This is a genomic window from Streptomyces sp. NPDC020965 (genome assembly GCF_044333555.1).
Classification (GTDB): domain Bacteria; phylum Actinomycetota; class Actinomycetes; order Streptomycetales; family Streptomycetaceae; genus Streptomyces.
This window is the reverse complement of record NZ_JBIRRE010000009.1, coordinates 52,923-67,824: the sequence shown is the minus strand read 5'-3', so window position 1 is coordinate 67,824 and position 14,902 is coordinate 52,923. Positions and strand designations below refer to the sequence as shown.

The following is a 14,902-nucleotide window of genomic DNA, read 5'->3' as shown; positions in this document are numbered from 1 at the left end:
GCAACGGCGATGACCGCTGGTCGGCGGCGTGCGCGGCCGGCCGCGGCGGGCCGGGCCGCCCGGTGTTGCCGGGCGCGCCGGGTCCGGACCGGCACCGTTCGGCGGCCCCTGGCCGGAGGGCCGGCGCGCACCGGGAGAGGGGAGAGACGGGAACGGCCGCCCGCGGCCCGGTGTTCCCCCCGGCGGTGGGCGGCCGTTCATGGCGTTACGGATGAGGGCGGGGGCCCGCCGTGTCGCGCACGGCCGGCCGGTACCTCACGAAAGGGCGAGTTCGGTGACCCGCTCGGCCTGGAGGACCCAGGGGGCGTCGAGCGCGCCCTCCTTCACATGGGCCGCTCCGCTGCCCTTGAGGATGCCGATCCGGTGGCCCGAGAGCGCGATCTGGATCGTGTTGTCGCTCTGCTGTGCCCAGGGAGCGTTGAGCGCGCCCTGCTTCACCTGTGCCACCCCGGTGTCCTGGAGGACGCCGATGCGGTTGCCGGAGAGTTCGAGTTGGATCACATGGTCGGCCTCCTTCACCCAGGCCGCGGTGAGCGCACCCTCCTTGACCCAGGCGGCCCCGTTCGCCTGGAAGAGCCCGATCCGGGTGCCCGACAGATCGATGTCGACGACGTTGACGCTCTGCCTGACCCAGGCCGCCCCGAGCCCGCCCTGCTTGACGGAGGCCACACCGACGCCGGTGACGACGCCGATCCGATCGCCGGACAGCTCCAGTTCGTTGACGTTACGAGCCTCCAGGACCCAGGCCGCCCCCAGTCCGCCGTCCTTCACATACGCCTCGCCGCCGGCCTTGACCACACCGATGCGATCACCGGCGAGAGCGAGCTGCTTGACATTGGTGGACTCCCGCACCCAGCCGGCGCTGAGGCCGCCCTCCTTGACCCAGACCACCCCGGCGTCCGTGAGGATCCCGACGCGGTTGCCGGTGAGCGCGATCTGCTTGACGTTCTCGTGCTGCCGGAACAAGGGGGCGTCGAGCGCGCCCTGCCGGACGGACGCCACGCCGTCGCCCTGGACGACGCCGACGCGGTTGCCGCCGTCACCCGAGACGGTCGTGGGCGCGGCGACGGCGGGGCCGACGCAGACGAGCCCCAGGGCGGTCACCGCCGTGACGGCGACGGACAGCAGTTTCCCGTTGACGCTCATAGACCAACCTCCGTTGATGAGACCTCGACCGGCCGCCCCGCTGGCGTGGAACAGCCCAGGCGTGAGTTGACCAGCCGGAACCGCCGCTGTCGTGGTCACCCGAACGGGTGAAGTCGCATGTTGACCACGCCCTGAGCACGCAATCAGTGGGCCTGGGGCCGTCGTCCGGCGTCGTGGGATCACCCGATCAGATGACTTCATTCCGGCCGTCGCGGCGGAAGCCAGCGGTACGGGGGCCGGGGCCCTCCCTCGTACGACGGCCGCGGACGCCCCGTACTCCCGGTCGGTGCCGTCCCCCGGCGCTCTTCGCCCGGTCCCCCGGGAGGCGGCCCACCCCCTGCCGATAGGCTCCCCGGCACAGGAACGGCCGGACGCGTGGTACCGGGCGAGTGGTGAAGTGGGGGACGCGTTGACGAAGCTGCGCTGCGCCGTGCTGGACGACTACCAGGGGGTCGCGGAATCCCTGGCCGACTGGTCGAGGATCGGCTCCCGGGTCGAGACCCGTTTCCTCGCCACCCACAGCGCGTCCCAGGACGCCCTCGTCGACTCCATCGGCGACTGCGAGATCGTCGTGGTGATGCGGGAGCGCACCCCCTTCCAGGCGGAGCTGTTCGCCCGGCTGCCCAAGCTGCGGCTGCTGATCACCTCCGGAATGCGCAACGCCTCCATCGATCTGGCGGCGGCGGCCCGCCAGGGAGTCACCGTCTGCGGCACCGCCAGCAACTCCGAACCGCCCGCCGAGCTGACCTGGGCGCTGATCCTGGGCCTCGCCCGCCAGGTGGTCCCCGAGAACAACGCCCTGCGCGCGGGTGGCCCCTGGCAGCAGAGCCTCGGCGCCGATCTGCACGGGCGCCGGCTCGGATTGCTGGGCCTGGGGAAGATCGGCCGAAAAGTGGCCCGGGTCGGCGCCGCCTTCGGGATGGAGGTGACGGCATGGAGCCAGCACCTCGACCCCGCGCGCGCGGCCGACGAGGGGGTGACCGCCGCCTCGTCCAAGGAGGAGCTGCTGGAGAGCAGCGACATCGTCTCCGTCCACCTGGTGCTCAGCGACCGGACCCGGGGGCTGATCGGCGCGCCCGAGCTGCGGCGGATGCGTCCCACCGCGTATCTGGTGAACACCTCCCGCGCGGCGATCGTGGACCGGTCCGCACTGCTGACGGCGTTGCGCGAGGGCTGGATCGCCGGGGCGGGCGTGGATGTCTTCGACACCGAACCGCTGCCGGAGGACGATCCGTTCCGCTCGGCCCCGAGGCTGCTCGCCCTGCCCCACCTGGGGTATGTGACCCGACGCAACTACGAGGGCTACTTCCGGCAGGCCGTCGAGGACATTGAGGCGTATCTGGCCGGAACCCCGCTCCGGCCACTGACCTGAGCGCCACCGAGCTGAGAGCCACCGGGCTGAGCGCGATCGACCCGGGCGCCCCGGCCCCGTATCCGAGCGCCGTGCTGCCGCGATCCGAGCGGCATGACCCCGCGGCCCGAGCGATATGACCCCGCCGCGCCCGCTCGGAGAACCGGCCGCTCACCCCAGGGAGCGCGAGGGGAAGCCCGACGGCGGCAAGGGCCGGGACTCCGCCGCCGGGCGTCCGTAACCCCGCGCGCGAGCGGAGGTGCGCAGAGCGTAAAAGGACTAGACCATAGGGGTCAATAGCTGTGTCGACAGGCGGTGATCCCGCCGTGGTCAAGGACTGTTCCCGGCCTGTTGTGAGCCAGTGCACATCGGCCACCCGCATGGCTCACGGCGGCGCGTGGCACACTGGCCCTGTATCAGCAGCAGCGCACTCCGGGGTCGGTGCAATTCCGAACCGGCGGTTACAGTCCGCGACCCGTCCGCCGCCAGCGGCCGGTTGACCAGGTGAAATTCCTGGACCGACGGTTAAAGTCCGGATGGGAGGCAGTGCGCGGCGGGCAGCCCTTTTCCGGCATGCCGACCGTACGGCGAGCTGATCGCCCTTTTCGGCGATCGGTGGGTCCGACGGCTCGGGCGTCGCCGGGGATGCCGGCGTCCCGCTCTCTGTCGTCATCGACAGGCCCCGGAGTCCGTGCCCGAAGAGGCAGGAGGACCCGGTGGCCACCACGGCCGACATCACCGCAATGCGCCGCGCCGTCGCGCTCGCCCATCTCGGTCTCGGCTCCACCAGCCCCAATCCGATCGTCGGATGCGTCATCACGGACGCCTCCGGGCAGACCGTCGGCGAGGGCCACCACCAGCGCGCGGGCGGACCGCACGCCGAGATCCACGCCCTGCGCGCCGCGGGCGACCACGCCCGGGGCGCCACCGCGTACGTCACCCTCGAACCCTGCAACCACACCGGCCGCACCGGTCCCTGCGCCCAGGCGCTCATCGACGCCGGTATCGGCCGGGTCGTCTACGCGGTGGGCGATCCGAACCCGTCGGCCACCGGGGGCGCCGACACCCTGCGCGCGGCCGGCGTCCGGGTCGAGTCCGGCCTGCTCGCCGAGGAGGCAGCGGCGGGCAACACCGCCTGGCTCACCTCCGTACGCACCGGCCGTCCCCATGTCCTGTGGAAGTACGCCGCCACCCTCGACGGCCGGATCGCCGCCGAGGACCGCACCAGCCGGTGGATCACCTCGCCCGAGGCCCGCGCCGACGTCCACCGACTGCGCGCCGAGGCGGACGCCGTGGTGGTCGGCGCGGGGACGGTGCGCGCCGACGACCCGCATCTCGCGGTGCGCGGCATCGACCACGCCGTACAGCCCCTGCGGGTCGTGCTCGACACCGAGGGCACGGCCGTCCGGCCCGGCGCCCGGGTCCTGGACGACGCCGCGCCCACCGTGGTCGCCGTCGCCGAGGACGTGCCGGGAGCCGTGCCGCCCGGCGGGCCGATCGATGTCGTACGGCTGCCCAGGGCCGGTCGTGGTCTGTCCGTACCCGCCCTGCTGGCCGAACTGCACGCCCGCGGTGTCCGCTCCGTCCTGCTCGAAGGCGGCCCGACCCTCGCCGGTGCCTTCATCGCGGCGGGCGCCGTCGACAAGGTCGTCGGCTATCTCGCCCCCGTACTCCTCGGCGCCGGACCGGCCGCCCTCGCCGACGCCGGAATCTCCACGATCGCCGAAGCGTTGCGGCTCGACATGACCGAGGCCGTGCGCATCGGGCCCGATCTGCGTATCACCGCCATCCCCGCCACCGCCCCCAAGGAGCGCTGAGTGTTCACCGGAATCGTCGAAGAACTGGGTGAGGTCACCGCCGTCGAGAACCTCGGCGACTCCTCCCGCATCCGGCTGCGCGGCCCGCTCGTCACCGACGGGGCGAAGCACGGTGACTCCATCGCCGTCAACGGCGTCTGCCTCACCGTGGTGGAGACCGGTGACGGAGAGTTCACGGCCGATGTGATGGCCGAGACCCTGAACCGCTCCAGCCTCGGCGTCCTGGCGGCCGGCTCCCGCGTCAATCTGGAGCGACCCACGGCCGTCGGCGACCGGCTCGGCGGCCATATCGTCCAGGGCCACGTCGACGCCGTCGGCACCATCGCCGAACGCACCCCGTCCGAGCACTGGGAGCTCGTCCGGATCTCCCTCCCGGCCGGGGTCGCCCGCTATGTGGTCGAGAAGGGCTCGATCACCGTCGACGGCGTCAGCCTCACCGTGGTCGACGCGGGCTCGGACCACTTCACCGTGAGCCTCATCCCCACCACCCTCGCCCTGACCACCCTCGGTCGGAAGCAGCCCGGCGACCCGGTCAACCTCGAAGTCGACATCATCGCCAAGTACGTCGAGCGGCTGCTCGGCGCGCGTACCGGGGAGACGGCCCCATGACCTCCCTGAACTGGCTCGACTCGGAAGCCTTCGCGGTCGTCGGCCAGCACATCACATGGTCCGACCTGATCGGCAACCTCATCGGACTCCTCGCGCTGGCGCTCGGCTGGCGGCGCTCGATCTGGACCTGGCCCGCGCAGTTCGCCTCCGGTGTCGTCCTGGTCGCCGCCTACGCCTCCGCCGAACTGGGCGGCGGTGTCGGCAAGCAACTCCTCGTCATCGGCGTCGCGCTGTGGGGCTGGCGGCAGTGGACGCTCGGCCGGCAGCGGGCACAGGACGGCTCCGTCGCCGTCCGCTTCGCCACCTGGAAGGAGCGCGGACTCCTCGCCGGGGCCGCGGTCGTCGGCACCCTCGCCGTCGGCGGGCTGTTCACCCTCTACCCGTCGCTCTCCTGGAGCCCGTGGGCCGACGCGTACATTTTCGTCGGCACGCTGGTCGCGATGGTCGCCCAGGCCCGTGGCCTGGTCGAGTTCTGGTTCGCCTGGCTGCTCGTCGACGTCGTCGGCGTCCCCCTCGCGTTCAGCAGTGGCCTGGCCTTCTCCGGTCTGGTCTACGTGGTCTACCTCGTGCTCGTCCTCTGGGGGATGCGCGACTGGTGGCTGCGCTCCCGTACTCCGGTTCTGGAAGGAGCCCCGGCATGACAGCCCAGCCGTCGCACGCGCTCGATCATCCCCGGATGCCCTGGTACTCCACCGACAACCGGGAGGACTTCGCGCTCGACCCCGTCGAGCAGGCCGTCCGGGACATCGCCGCGGGCCGTCCCGTCGTCGTCGTCGACGACGAGGACCGGGAGAACGAGGGTGACCTCGTCATCGCCGCCGAGAAGGCGACCCCCGAGTTGATCGCCTTCATGATGAGCGAGTGCCGCGGGCTGATCTGCGCACCCATGGAGAGCGACGAGCTGGACCGGCTCGAACTGCCCCAGATGGTCGAGCGGAACACCGAATCCATGCGGACGGCGTTCACCGTCTCCGTGGACGCCGCCCCCGCCCACGGCGTCACCACCGGCATCTCTGCCGCCGACCGCGCCACCACCCTGCGCCTGCTGGCGAACGGCACGGTGGGCCCCGCCGACTTCGTACGGCCCGGCCATATCTTCCCGCTCCGCGCCAAACCGGGCGGGGTGCTGGCCCGCAACGGCCACACCGAGGCGGCCGTCGACCTGGCCCGGCTCGCCGGACTCCGCCCGGCCGGAGCGATCGTGGAGATCGCGGGGGAGGACGGGGTGATGCTGCGGCTGCCCGATCTGATCCCGTTCGCCCGTAAGCACGGTCTGACGATCATCTCCATCGAGGATCTGATCGCCTACCGGCGCTCCAGCGAGCCGACCGTCAAGCGGGAGGCCGAGGTGGATCTCCCCACCTCCTTCGGCCGCTTCACCGCCTACGGCTACCGCTCCACCATCGACGGCGTCGAGCATGTCGCCCTCGTCCACGGTGACATCGGCGACGGCGACGACCTGCTGGTCCGGGTCCACTCCGAGTGCCTGACCGGCGATATCTTCCACTCGCTCCGCTGCGACTGCGGCCCCCAGCTCCAGGCGTCCATGGAGCGCATCACCCGGGCGGGCCGCGGTGTGGTGGTCTACCTCCGCGGCCACGAGGGCCGCGGCATCGGGCTGATGTCCAAGCTTCGCGCGTACGAGCTCCAGGAGCGCGGCCGGGACACCCTCGACGCCAACATCGAACTCGGACTGCCCGCTGACGCCCGCGACTACGCGGCGGGCGCCCAGATCCTGGCCGACCTCGGGGTCCGCGGTCTGCGGCTGATGACCAACAACCCCGACAAGATCACCGCGCTCGCCGCGCACGGCCTCACCGTCCACGGCCGGGAGCCGATGCCGGTCCAGGCGGGCGAGCACAACCTCCGGTATCTGCGCACCAAGCGCGACCGGATGGGTCACGATCTGCCCTGGCTGGACACGGCCACCGTGTCCACCTGCGGCAACCAGTAGGACAACCCGACTCTGTAGGACAACCCGACAGAAGCCTGAGGAGAAGCGTGAGCGGCAAGGGCGCACCCGAACTGTCCGTACGTAACTGTGGCGACCTCCGTGTCGCGGTCATCGCCGCCCAGTGGCACGAGAAGGTCATGGACGGACTCGTCGAGGGCGCCCTGCGCGCCCTGCGGGAGCTGGGCATCGACGAACCGACCCTGCTGCGGGTCCCCGGCAGCTTCGAACTGCCCGTGGTCGCCAAGGTGCTCGCGGGCCGCGGCTACGACGCCATCGTCGCGCTCGGCGTCGTCATCCGCGGCGGCACCCCGCACTTCGAGTACGTGTGCCAGGGCGTCACCCAGGGCCTCGTCCAGGTCTCCGTGGACACCGGCGTTCCCATCGGCTTCGGCGTGCTGACCTGCGACACCGAGGAGCAGGCGCTGGACCGGGCGGGCATCGGGGGATCGCGCGAGGACAAGGGTCACGAGGCGGTCACCGCGGCCGTCGCCACCGCCGCCACCCTGCGCTCGGTCAGCGAGCCCTGGCGCTGAGACGTGCCCCGGGACCGGGCGCCGCCACCTGCGCGGGCCGCCCGGTCCTGGGGCACGCCCGTACGCCAACCCTGGGGCCGGCCCGACCCCCCGCACCCCGTACCCTGAGAGCATCATGGCGAATAAAACCTTTGAAGAGCTCTTCGCCGAGCTGCGGCTCAAGGCGAATGGCGACCCGGCCACCTCCCGCACCGCCGAGCTGGTCGACAAGGGCGTCCATGCCATCGGCAAGAAGGTCGTCGAGGAGGCCGCCGAGGTCTGGATGGCCGCCGAGCACGAGGGCAAGGAAGCGACCGCTGAGGAGATCTCGCAGTTGCTCTACCACGTCCAGGTGATGATGGTCGCGCGCGGGATCTCGCTCGACGACGTCTACGCCCACCTCTGAGACACCTCACCCGCCCGGGCGCCGACCGCCCGGACGCCTCCGTACCTCCTTGGTTCCCAGCCCGATCGACGTAAGGAAGCCGACCTCATGCTGCGCATCGCCATTCCCAACAAGGGTTCACTGTCCGGACCTGCGTCGGCGATGCTCCATGAGGCCGGGTACCAGCAGCGCAAGGAGTCCAAGGAGCTGGTACTCGTCGACCCCGAGAACGAGGTCGAGTTCTTCTATCTCCGCCCGCGCGATATCGCGATCTACGTCAGCTCCGGCCGTCTCGACATCGGGATCACCGGCCGGGACCTGCTGCTCGATTCCGAGGCCGACGCCGAGGAGATCCTCCAGCTCGGCTTCGCCCGCTCCACCTTCCGCTACGCCACCCGGCCGGGCACGGCCACCGGCGTCGGGGACTTCGGCGGTATGACGGTCGCCACCTCCTACGAGGGCATCGTCGCCCAGCACCTCGCCGACAACGGCATCGACGCCTCCGTCGTCCACCTCGACGGCGCCGTGGAGACCGCGATCGAACTGGGTGTCGCCCAGATCATCGCCGACGTCGTGGAGACCGGGACCTCCCTGCGGAACGCGGGCCTTGAGGTCATCGGCGAGCCCATCATGACCTCCGAGGCGGTCGTCATCCGACGCACCGGCGCCGACGCCGACGACCCCAAGGTGCAGCAGTTCCTCCGCCGCCTCCAGGGGGTACTGGTCGCCCGCAGCTACGTGATGATGGATTACGACTGCCGAGTGGAGCACCTCGAACAGGCCGTCGGTCTCACCCCCGGCCTCGAATCCCCCACCATCTCCCCGCTGCACCACGAGGGCTGGGTGGCGGTCCGCTCCATGGTCGCCGCCAAGGAGGCGCAGCGGATCATGGACGATCTGTACGAGCTGGGCGCCCGCGCCATCCTCACCACCGCCATCCACGCCTGCCGGCTCTGAAGGTCCGAGGAATGACCGACACCATGACCACATCCCGCCCCGCGCTCCCGGTCACCTTCCGGCCGACCCGCACCCGGATCGTGCTGCTGACCGTGGGGGCGGTGATGTTCACCGTGATCACCGCCATCGCCCTGAGCCTGGAGCGGCTGAACCCGGGGGAGCGGATCAGCTTCGTCTTCACCGCGCTGCTCTTCCTCGGTGTGCTGTCCCTGCTCAGCAGGCCCAAGGTGGTCGCGGATGACGACGGTGTCACCATCGTCAACATCACCCGGGTCCGGCGGCTGGAGTGGGCGGAGATCCTCCGCGTCAACCTCCGGCCGGGGGACCCCTGGGTCTTCCTCGATCTGAGCGACGGCACCAGCCTGCCCGTCCTCGGCATTCAGCCCGGGATCGCCCGTCAGCACGCGATCGACGACGCCCGCGCGCTGCGGGCGCTCACCGAGGAGCACGGCGGCATCGGGCCGCGCGCGACCGGGGCGTAACCCCCCGCCGGGGGGAGCCCCCCCAGCCGGCTCAGGGCCCCGGTGGGTCCTGGGGGCCGCGGTCCAGCGGGCCACGGCCCGACAGGACCTCCCCGTACGCCTGCATCAGATCGGGCAGCCGGAGAGTGGCGAGATCCTCCCGGGTCGGCGTGCCCGGGTATCCGGACAGCCGCAGATCGCGGTAGGCGCAGCTCTTCTCGTACAGCGTGCGCAGGAAGCGGCCGTTGCCCAGCTCGTCGATCCAGCTCTGGTCGACGACATGGCCGCTGATGGAGCGCAGTTCGTCCAACGCCTCCTCGTCCCAGACGTCCCCGTGCTCGGCGGCCACGACCTGGCCGATCGCGGTCAGCTCCAGGGGGCGGTAGGAGGGGAAATCGACCCGGGTGGTGAAACGGGAGGTGAGCCCGGGGTTGGCGGCGAGCAGCCGGTCCATCCCCTCCGGGTGGCCGGCCAGAATCACCACGAGATGGTCGCGGTTGTCCTCGGCGCGTTTCAACAGGACCTGGAGGGCTTCGTCGCCGTAGACGTCGCCCTTGGCGTAGCCGGAGTTGGCGAGGCTGTACGCCTCGTTCACGAAGAGGACGCCGCCGAGCGCCGAGTCGATCAGCTCGGTGGCCTTCACGGCCGTCTGGCCGAGGAATTCGCCCATCAGATCCGAACGCTGCGCCTCCACCAGATGGTCGCCGCCGAGCAGGCCGAGCGCGTGGAAGACCCGGCCGAGTATTCGGGCGACGGCGGTCTTGCCGGTGCCGGAGGGACCGGAGAAGACGAAATGCCGCTTCGGCGGCTGGACCGGCAGCCCCTGTCCGGCTCGCAACCGGGCCATCTCCAACTGTGCGGACAACGCCTTCACCTGGCGCTTCACCGGCTCCAGACCCACCATACGGTCCAGTTCTGCGAGGGCTCCGGCGAGCAGGACGGTGTCGGTGGGGCGCTCGGGGAGCACCGGGGGCGTCGGCTCCACGGGGAGCACCGCGCGCTGGCGGATCGTTTCGGGAGGCGGTGCCACCGGCCCCGACGCGGGTGGTTGGGGTCCCGAGCCGGGCACCTGGGACGGGGGCTGGGACTGGGCCGGGGGGTCGAATCCGGCCCGTGGTTCGGTGGTCGGTGGGCCGTCGTCGGTGCGCTCCTCGACGGTCTCCTGGCTGAAGCCCGCGAGCGAGACGGCGAGGCCGGCCGATGTGTCGTAGCCGTCGATCCCGTCGTAGTCCGCGATGGCCGTGAGACGGGCCGAGGTGTCCATGAACGCCGGGTCGATCCGGTGCACCGCCCGGTAGAGCGGCAGGGCCGCGGCGCTCCGGCCGGTGCCCTCGTGCGCCCGCGCCAGCCAGTAGCGCAGCTCCTTGCGCTGCGGCTGCTCGCTGCGGCAGCGCATCAGGGAGGCGGAGAGCAGCGGCTCGGCCTGTCCGTACATCTCCAACCGCACCCGGGCCATACCGCCGAAGAGTCCGGCCTCGATGCCCAGCAGTTGGTCGTTGACGAGGGGTTCGGTGTGGCGGACGAGCTGTTCCCAGTCCTTGACGAGATAGGCGCGGCAGGCGTGCAGGAAACGCACCTGGGGGTCGGCGTCGACGGGCGGCAGCCCGGCGAGGGCGCGGTCCAGTTCGGGCACATGGCGGCCGTCGAGCCAGTGGGAGGCATGGGCGAGGAGTAGATCGCGGTGGCTCTCCAGCACCGGTTGGACCCACCAGCCGAGCCAGTACCAGGAGTTGAGGGTGCGGCGGTGCCGGGAGCGCTGTTCGCCGAAGCGGTCGCGGGCGCGGTACATCCGCAGCAGGGCGGTCGTGGTGTCCACGCGGAGCGCGTGCAGTCCGAGCCAGCCGTCGGCCATTCCCGGATCGAGCCGTACGGCTGTCCGGAACTCTTCCTCCGCCTGTGGGTAGGCGCCCATCGTGTAGGCGTCCACCCCTCGCACCCAGGCGAGGTCGGCGGGGGCCGGTGCGCCCTGCGTGCCGATGTCCATCAGGTCCCCCACAAAGTGCAACCGACGCGCCGTGGACGGGATTTGACCCCACCGAGGTGCATCGTACCTGCGCAAGGGGGTTCTACCGAAGGGTGCCGGTGATGATCCAGCTCGCGGTGACCGAGGGTGAAGAGATCAGGCTCGGGGCCGGCGGATGAGGGCAGAACGAAGCCCCCGATCACGGGGGAACAACCGGGGGCTTCGCGTCTGCGGCGGCTGCGAAAGCCGCACATTGAGAACGTAAGACCTGTACGCCCCCTTGGTCAAGCGGAGTTCAGGCCCTCTTCAGAGAGATTTCCGACTGCTCAGTATGCCGGGGCGTTTCAGTCACCCAGCGTCACGATTTGGTTCGGCCCTGCTGTCGCAGAGAGTCCCGGCAGCACCTCGTACCCCTCAGGACACTCCCGTACCAGCGCATCGGCGAAGGGGCGGGTCGGATCGGCGGCGAAATGGCGTACTTCCGCCACTGTCCACCGGTTCCAGAAGTCGGCGAGTCCATCGCCGTCGCGCCGTCGGCCGCGCTGCCAGGACGCATCGGCTGACCTCTCCATCCAGAACAGCGCGGCCAGATGCGGGCGGAGCGCCCGCCGCCCCGCGCCCACGCCCTCGACCAGGACGACGGGCGCCGGGGGGAGGGCGCGGGGCGCGGTGAAGCGCCGTCCGACCCAGTCGTACGGCGCGTACCGCGCGGTCTCGCCGGCCGAGAGGGGAGTGATCACCTGCGCGAACATGCGGTCCGTCCAGTCGAACAGCTCCGCGTGGCTGGCCAGGTCGTCGAGGTGCAGCACCGCAACGCCGCCGCCGTCGGGGCCGCCGAGCGCCGCGGCCAGCCCGGTGGTGAAGGTGCTCTTCCCCGAGCCCGCGTGGCCGTCGACCGCGATCAGCCGCACCGGCCCGCAGGAGGGCGGCAGCGCGCGCAGCCGGAGGGCCAGCCGGTCGAGAGCGTCCATCCGGCCAGCGTACGGGGGAGGGCGGCACGGCGGCGGCGCCGGTGCTCCGGACTCGTGACCGTACGCCCCGCGCGGCGCGGGCTCTGGCAGAAGCCGGTCCCGAGCGGCGATAGTGGCCCCGTCGAGCCCGTCCCACCTTGGGGGTCCCATGGCCACTTCGCGCAGAACCGTGCTCGCCGCGGCCGTCGGGGCGGCTTCCGGGTCGGGGGCGCTCTCCTCGGCGGCGGCCACCGCGGTGCCGCCGAGCGAGGGCGGCCGGACCACGGTCGCGCTGACCCGGCCGGTGGACAACCGCTTCTGGAGCTCGTTCGGCGACTGGCGCCGGGGCACGCACGAGGGCACCAGGGCCCGGGCGGGCCGCCGTCCCGGTGTGGTCCTCGCCCGCCCCGAGGGCCGCACCGACTATCCCGATCCCCACACGGGCACCACCACGGCCTGGGAGTACGCCACCTGGACCTCGCCCAGCCACCGCCCCCGGGTGCCCGCGACCGAGTTGATCGCCTCCTGGAACGCGCACACCCCGCCGGGGACCTGGATCCAGGTGGCGGCCGAGGGCGTCTACGAGGACGGCGTCACGAGCCCGTGGTTCGTCCTGGGCCGCTGGGCGGCGGGTGACGGCGACATCAAGCGGACCTCCGTGGACGGCCAGGGCGACGGGCGGGCGAGCGTCTGGACCGACACCCTCTCGATGGACGACACGAGCGGCGGCCCGTCGCTGGCCTCGTACCGGCTGCGGCTCACCCTCCACCGCACTCCGGGCACCCGGCTCACGCCGATCGTCTGGCGGCTCGGCGCGATGGCGTCGGCCGTGCCGGACCGGTTCACCGTCCCCCCGGCCGGGCCGCGGTACGCGGGCGAGCTGCCGGTGCCGCGCTACTCGCAGAACACGCACATCGGCCGTTACCCGGAGTACGACAGCGGCGGTGAGGCGTGGTGCAGCCCCACCTCCTCGCAGATGATCATCGAGTACTGGGGTCGCGGGCCGACCGCCGAGGAGCTGGCCTGGGTGAATCCCGCCTTCGACGATCCGCAGATCTGTCACGCGGCCCGCTTCACCTTCGACCACCAGTACGAGGGCTGCGGGAACTGGCCCTTCAACGCGGCGTACGCGGCGACCTACCGCGATCTGAACGCGGTCGTCACCCGACTCGGCTCGCTGACCGATCTGGAACGGCTGATCCGGGCCGGCATCCCGGTCATCACCTCGCAGTCGTTCCTGGCGCACGAGCTGACCGGAGCGGGCTACGGCACCTCCGGACATCTGATGACCGTGATCGGTTTCACACCGGACGGCGATGTGATCGCCAACGATCCCGCGTCCTCCGACAACGAGGCCGTACGGCGGGTCTACCGGCGGCGTGAATGGGAGAACATCTGGCTGCGCACCAGGCGGTACAACGCCAGTGGCAAAGAGGTTTCCGGCACCGGCGGAGTCTGTTACCTCTACTGGCCCGAGCGGGCCACGGCCGCACAGCGCCGGGTCCTGGCCGCCCTCGGTATCGACTGACCGCGCTGACGGGGGCGGGGGCGGTGATGTGCGTCTCTACCCCCGGGGGCCTTCCGCTGGCACTGTGGTCGGGTCACGGGTATCCGCCCCCGATGGTGCGCGCCCGCCAGTCCGACCGAGTGGGAACGCCATGACCTCCAGCGCCACGACCGCCGCCCGCGCCCGTCTCCGTACCGGCGGACCCGACGACGGTCCGCAGTTGCTCGAACACATCCTCGGCTGGACCCTGGTGGTCGTCGTCGCGATGCTCGTCACCCGCCTCGGCCTGCTCTGAGGCTCCCCCGCCGCGCGGCGGCCTCAGGGAGCGCACCGGTGCCCGTGCACCCGGTGGTCGGTGGCGCCTGTGACACGCCACGGCGCCGGCGGTCCTCGGCCTCGGCCTCGGGGTCGATCGGACCCGTCGATGGCTGGAAGCGGAACGTTCCGGATCCGTCAGTGGAGTGATGTCAACGGGCGAGATATCGCCATATGCCGGTGTAGTAGGGGACACGGCTCGGAGCACTCTCAGCCAGAGCGGAATCGGACCGGGGCCCACCTGCGCAGGTCTGCCATACTTCCCGGATCCTGTGTCGGTTTGAGACAAGGGCTTGAATTGAATAATGGTGAACGGCGCGCCACGACCGAACGATCCCAGGCGCGCCGTGGGGAACTCATCGCTGTCGGCCGGAGGTTATTCGCCGACACCTCCTACGACGCCCTGTCGATGGACGACATTGCGCGGCACGCGGGGGTCGCCAAGGGCCTGATCTACTACTACTTCAAGAGTAAACGCGGCTACTACCTGGCCATCATCGAGGACTCCGTGGCCGACCTCGTGACCCGCGCGGCCGGCCATACCGAACTGCCCCGCGCCGAGCGCGTCCGGCACACCATCGACGGCTATCTCCGCTACGCCCAGAGCCATGAGGAGTCGTTCCGCACCATTGTCACGGGGGGCGTCGGATTCGACGCCCAGGTCCAGTCCATCCGGGACGCGGTACGGGAGGAACTGGTCGCCACCATCGCCGAAGGCGCCTACGGCCGACGGGACATACCCGTCCTCGCCCGGCTCGCGCTGCTCGGCTGGCTCAGTGGCGTCGAACAGATCACCCTGGACTGGCTCAGCCACCAGGAACTGGAACGGGACCTGGTCCGCGCGCTGTTGATGCGGCTGCTGCGGATGACGCTCGGGACCATCGAGGAGTTCGAGCCGGACTGTCCGCAGCCGCCCTTCGAGTAGGTGGCGCAGCCGGGGGACAGACAGCCGCCCGTCACGGCCGAGAGCTGCCG

At 71.3% G+C, this 14,902-nt stretch carries 15 protein-coding genes and 1 riboswitch; of the genes, 12 read left to right on the top strand and 3 right to left on the bottom strand.

Going from position 1 to position 14,902, the window contains the following annotated elements; genetic code table 11:
- Positions 1-255 precede the first annotated feature (255 nt).
- Entirely contained in the window at positions 256-1,146 is an 891-nt protein-coding gene (locus tag ACH4S7_RS25475) for a peptidase S1 (RefSeq protein ID WP_398523607.1), read from the bottom strand.
- Positions 1,147-1,555: 409 nt separating this feature from the next.
- On the opposite strand from ACH4S7_RS25475, the gene ACH4S7_RS25470 reads away from it, so the two are divergent.
- The 9 genes from ACH4S7_RS25470 to ACH4S7_RS25430 all read left to right on the top strand — a co-directional run bounded on the left by ACH4S7_RS25470 (position 1,556) and on the right by ACH4S7_RS25430 (position 9,213).
- Complete coding sequence (locus ACH4S7_RS25470) at positions 1,556-2,518, top strand: D-2-hydroxyacid dehydrogenase family protein (RefSeq protein ID WP_398523606.1); 963 nt, start codon at positions 1,556-1,558, stop codon at positions 2,516-2,518.
- Between the two features lie 402 nt (positions 2,519-2,920).
- Positions 2,921-3,051, top strand: a riboswitch (FMN riboswitch).
- A gap of 162 nt (positions 3,052-3,213) precedes the next feature.
- Positions 3,214-4,314 carry a bifunctional diaminohydroxyphosphoribosylaminopyrimidine deaminase/5-amino-6-(5-phosphoribosylamino)uracil reductase RibD gene (ribD, locus tag ACH4S7_RS25465; RefSeq protein ID WP_398523605.1) on the top strand — a complete coding sequence of 367 codons (1,101 nt, stop codon included), beginning with the start codon at positions 3,214-3,216 and terminating at the stop codon, positions 4,312-4,314.
- On the top strand, positions 4,315-4,923 hold the full coding sequence (locus ACH4S7_RS25460; RefSeq protein WP_398523604.1) for a riboflavin synthase: 609 nt from the start codon (positions 4,315-4,317) through the stop codon (positions 4,921-4,923).
- Positions 4,920-5,564 carry a nicotinamide riboside transporter PnuC gene (locus ACH4S7_RS25455; RefSeq protein WP_398523603.1) on the top strand — a complete coding sequence of 215 codons (645 nt, stop codon included), beginning with the start codon at positions 4,920-4,922 and terminating at the stop codon, positions 5,562-5,564. Before ACH4S7_RS25460 ends, ACH4S7_RS25455 begins: the two co-directional genes overlap by 4 nt.
- Positions 5,561-6,877 carry a bifunctional 3,4-dihydroxy-2-butanone-4-phosphate synthase/GTP cyclohydrolase II gene (locus ACH4S7_RS25450; protein WP_398523602.1) on the top strand — a complete coding sequence of 439 codons (1,317 nt, stop codon included), beginning with the start codon at positions 5,561-5,563 and terminating at the stop codon, positions 6,875-6,877. Before ACH4S7_RS25455 ends, ACH4S7_RS25450 begins: the two co-directional genes overlap by 4 nt.
- 47 nt (positions 6,878-6,924) lie before the next feature.
- On the top strand, positions 6,925-7,410 hold the full coding sequence (gene ribH, locus ACH4S7_RS25445; RefSeq protein WP_398523601.1) for a 6,7-dimethyl-8-ribityllumazine synthase: 486 nt from the start codon (positions 6,925-6,927) through the stop codon (positions 7,408-7,410).
- A gap of 115 nt (positions 7,411-7,525) precedes the next feature.
- On the top strand, positions 7,526-7,795 hold the full coding sequence (locus tag ACH4S7_RS25440; protein WP_398523600.1) for a phosphoribosyl-ATP diphosphatase: 270 nt from the start codon (positions 7,526-7,528) through the stop codon (positions 7,793-7,795).
- Positions 7,796-7,882: 87 nt separating this feature from the next.
- Positions 7,883-8,731: an ATP phosphoribosyltransferase gene (gene hisG / locus ACH4S7_RS25435; RefSeq protein WP_398523599.1), complete on the top strand. Its 849-nt coding sequence runs from the start codon at positions 7,883-7,885 to the stop codon at positions 8,729-8,731.
- 23 nt (positions 8,732-8,754) lie between these two features.
- Positions 8,755-9,213, top strand: a complete 459-nt coding sequence (locus tag ACH4S7_RS25430; RefSeq protein ID WP_398523598.1) for a PH domain-containing protein — start codon at positions 8,755-8,757, stop codon at positions 9,211-9,213.
- Positions 9,214-9,244: 31 nt separating this feature from the next.
- Here the strand turns inward: ACH4S7_RS25430 and ACH4S7_RS25425 are convergent, their stop codons facing one another.
- Both ACH4S7_RS25425 and ACH4S7_RS25420 read right to left on the bottom strand, forming a co-directional pair.
- Positions 9,245-11,176, bottom strand: a complete 1,932-nt coding sequence (locus ACH4S7_RS25425; protein ID WP_398523597.1) for an AAA family ATPase — start codon at positions 11,174-11,176, stop codon at positions 9,245-9,247.
- A gap of 323 nt (positions 11,177-11,499) precedes the next feature.
- Positions 11,500-12,126 (bottom strand): uridine kinase, encoded by a 627-nt coding sequence (locus ACH4S7_RS25420; protein WP_398523596.1) that lies wholly within the window; start codon positions 12,124-12,126, stop codon positions 11,500-11,502.
- A gap of 148 nt (positions 12,127-12,274) precedes the next feature.
- Here ACH4S7_RS25420 and ACH4S7_RS25415 point away from each other — a divergent pair, with 148 nt between their 5' ends.
- The 3 genes from ACH4S7_RS25415 to ACH4S7_RS25405 all read left to right on the top strand — a co-directional run bounded on the left by ACH4S7_RS25415 (position 12,275) and on the right by ACH4S7_RS25405 (position 14,852).
- Positions 12,275-13,633, top strand: a complete 1,359-nt coding sequence (locus tag ACH4S7_RS25415; protein ID WP_398523595.1) for a peptidase C39 family protein — start codon at positions 12,275-12,277, stop codon at positions 13,631-13,633.
- 130 nt (positions 13,634-13,763) lie between these two features.
- Positions 13,764-13,907: an SCO1431 family membrane protein gene (locus ACH4S7_RS25410; protein WP_398523594.1), complete on the top strand. Its 144-nt coding sequence runs from the start codon at positions 13,764-13,766 to the stop codon at positions 13,905-13,907.
- A 318-nt stretch (positions 13,908-14,225) separates the two neighbouring features.
- Positions 14,226-14,852: a TetR/AcrR family transcriptional regulator gene (locus ACH4S7_RS25405; protein WP_398523593.1), complete on the top strand. Its 627-nt coding sequence runs from the start codon at positions 14,226-14,228 to the stop codon at positions 14,850-14,852.
- Positions 14,853-14,902 lie beyond the last annotated feature (50 nt).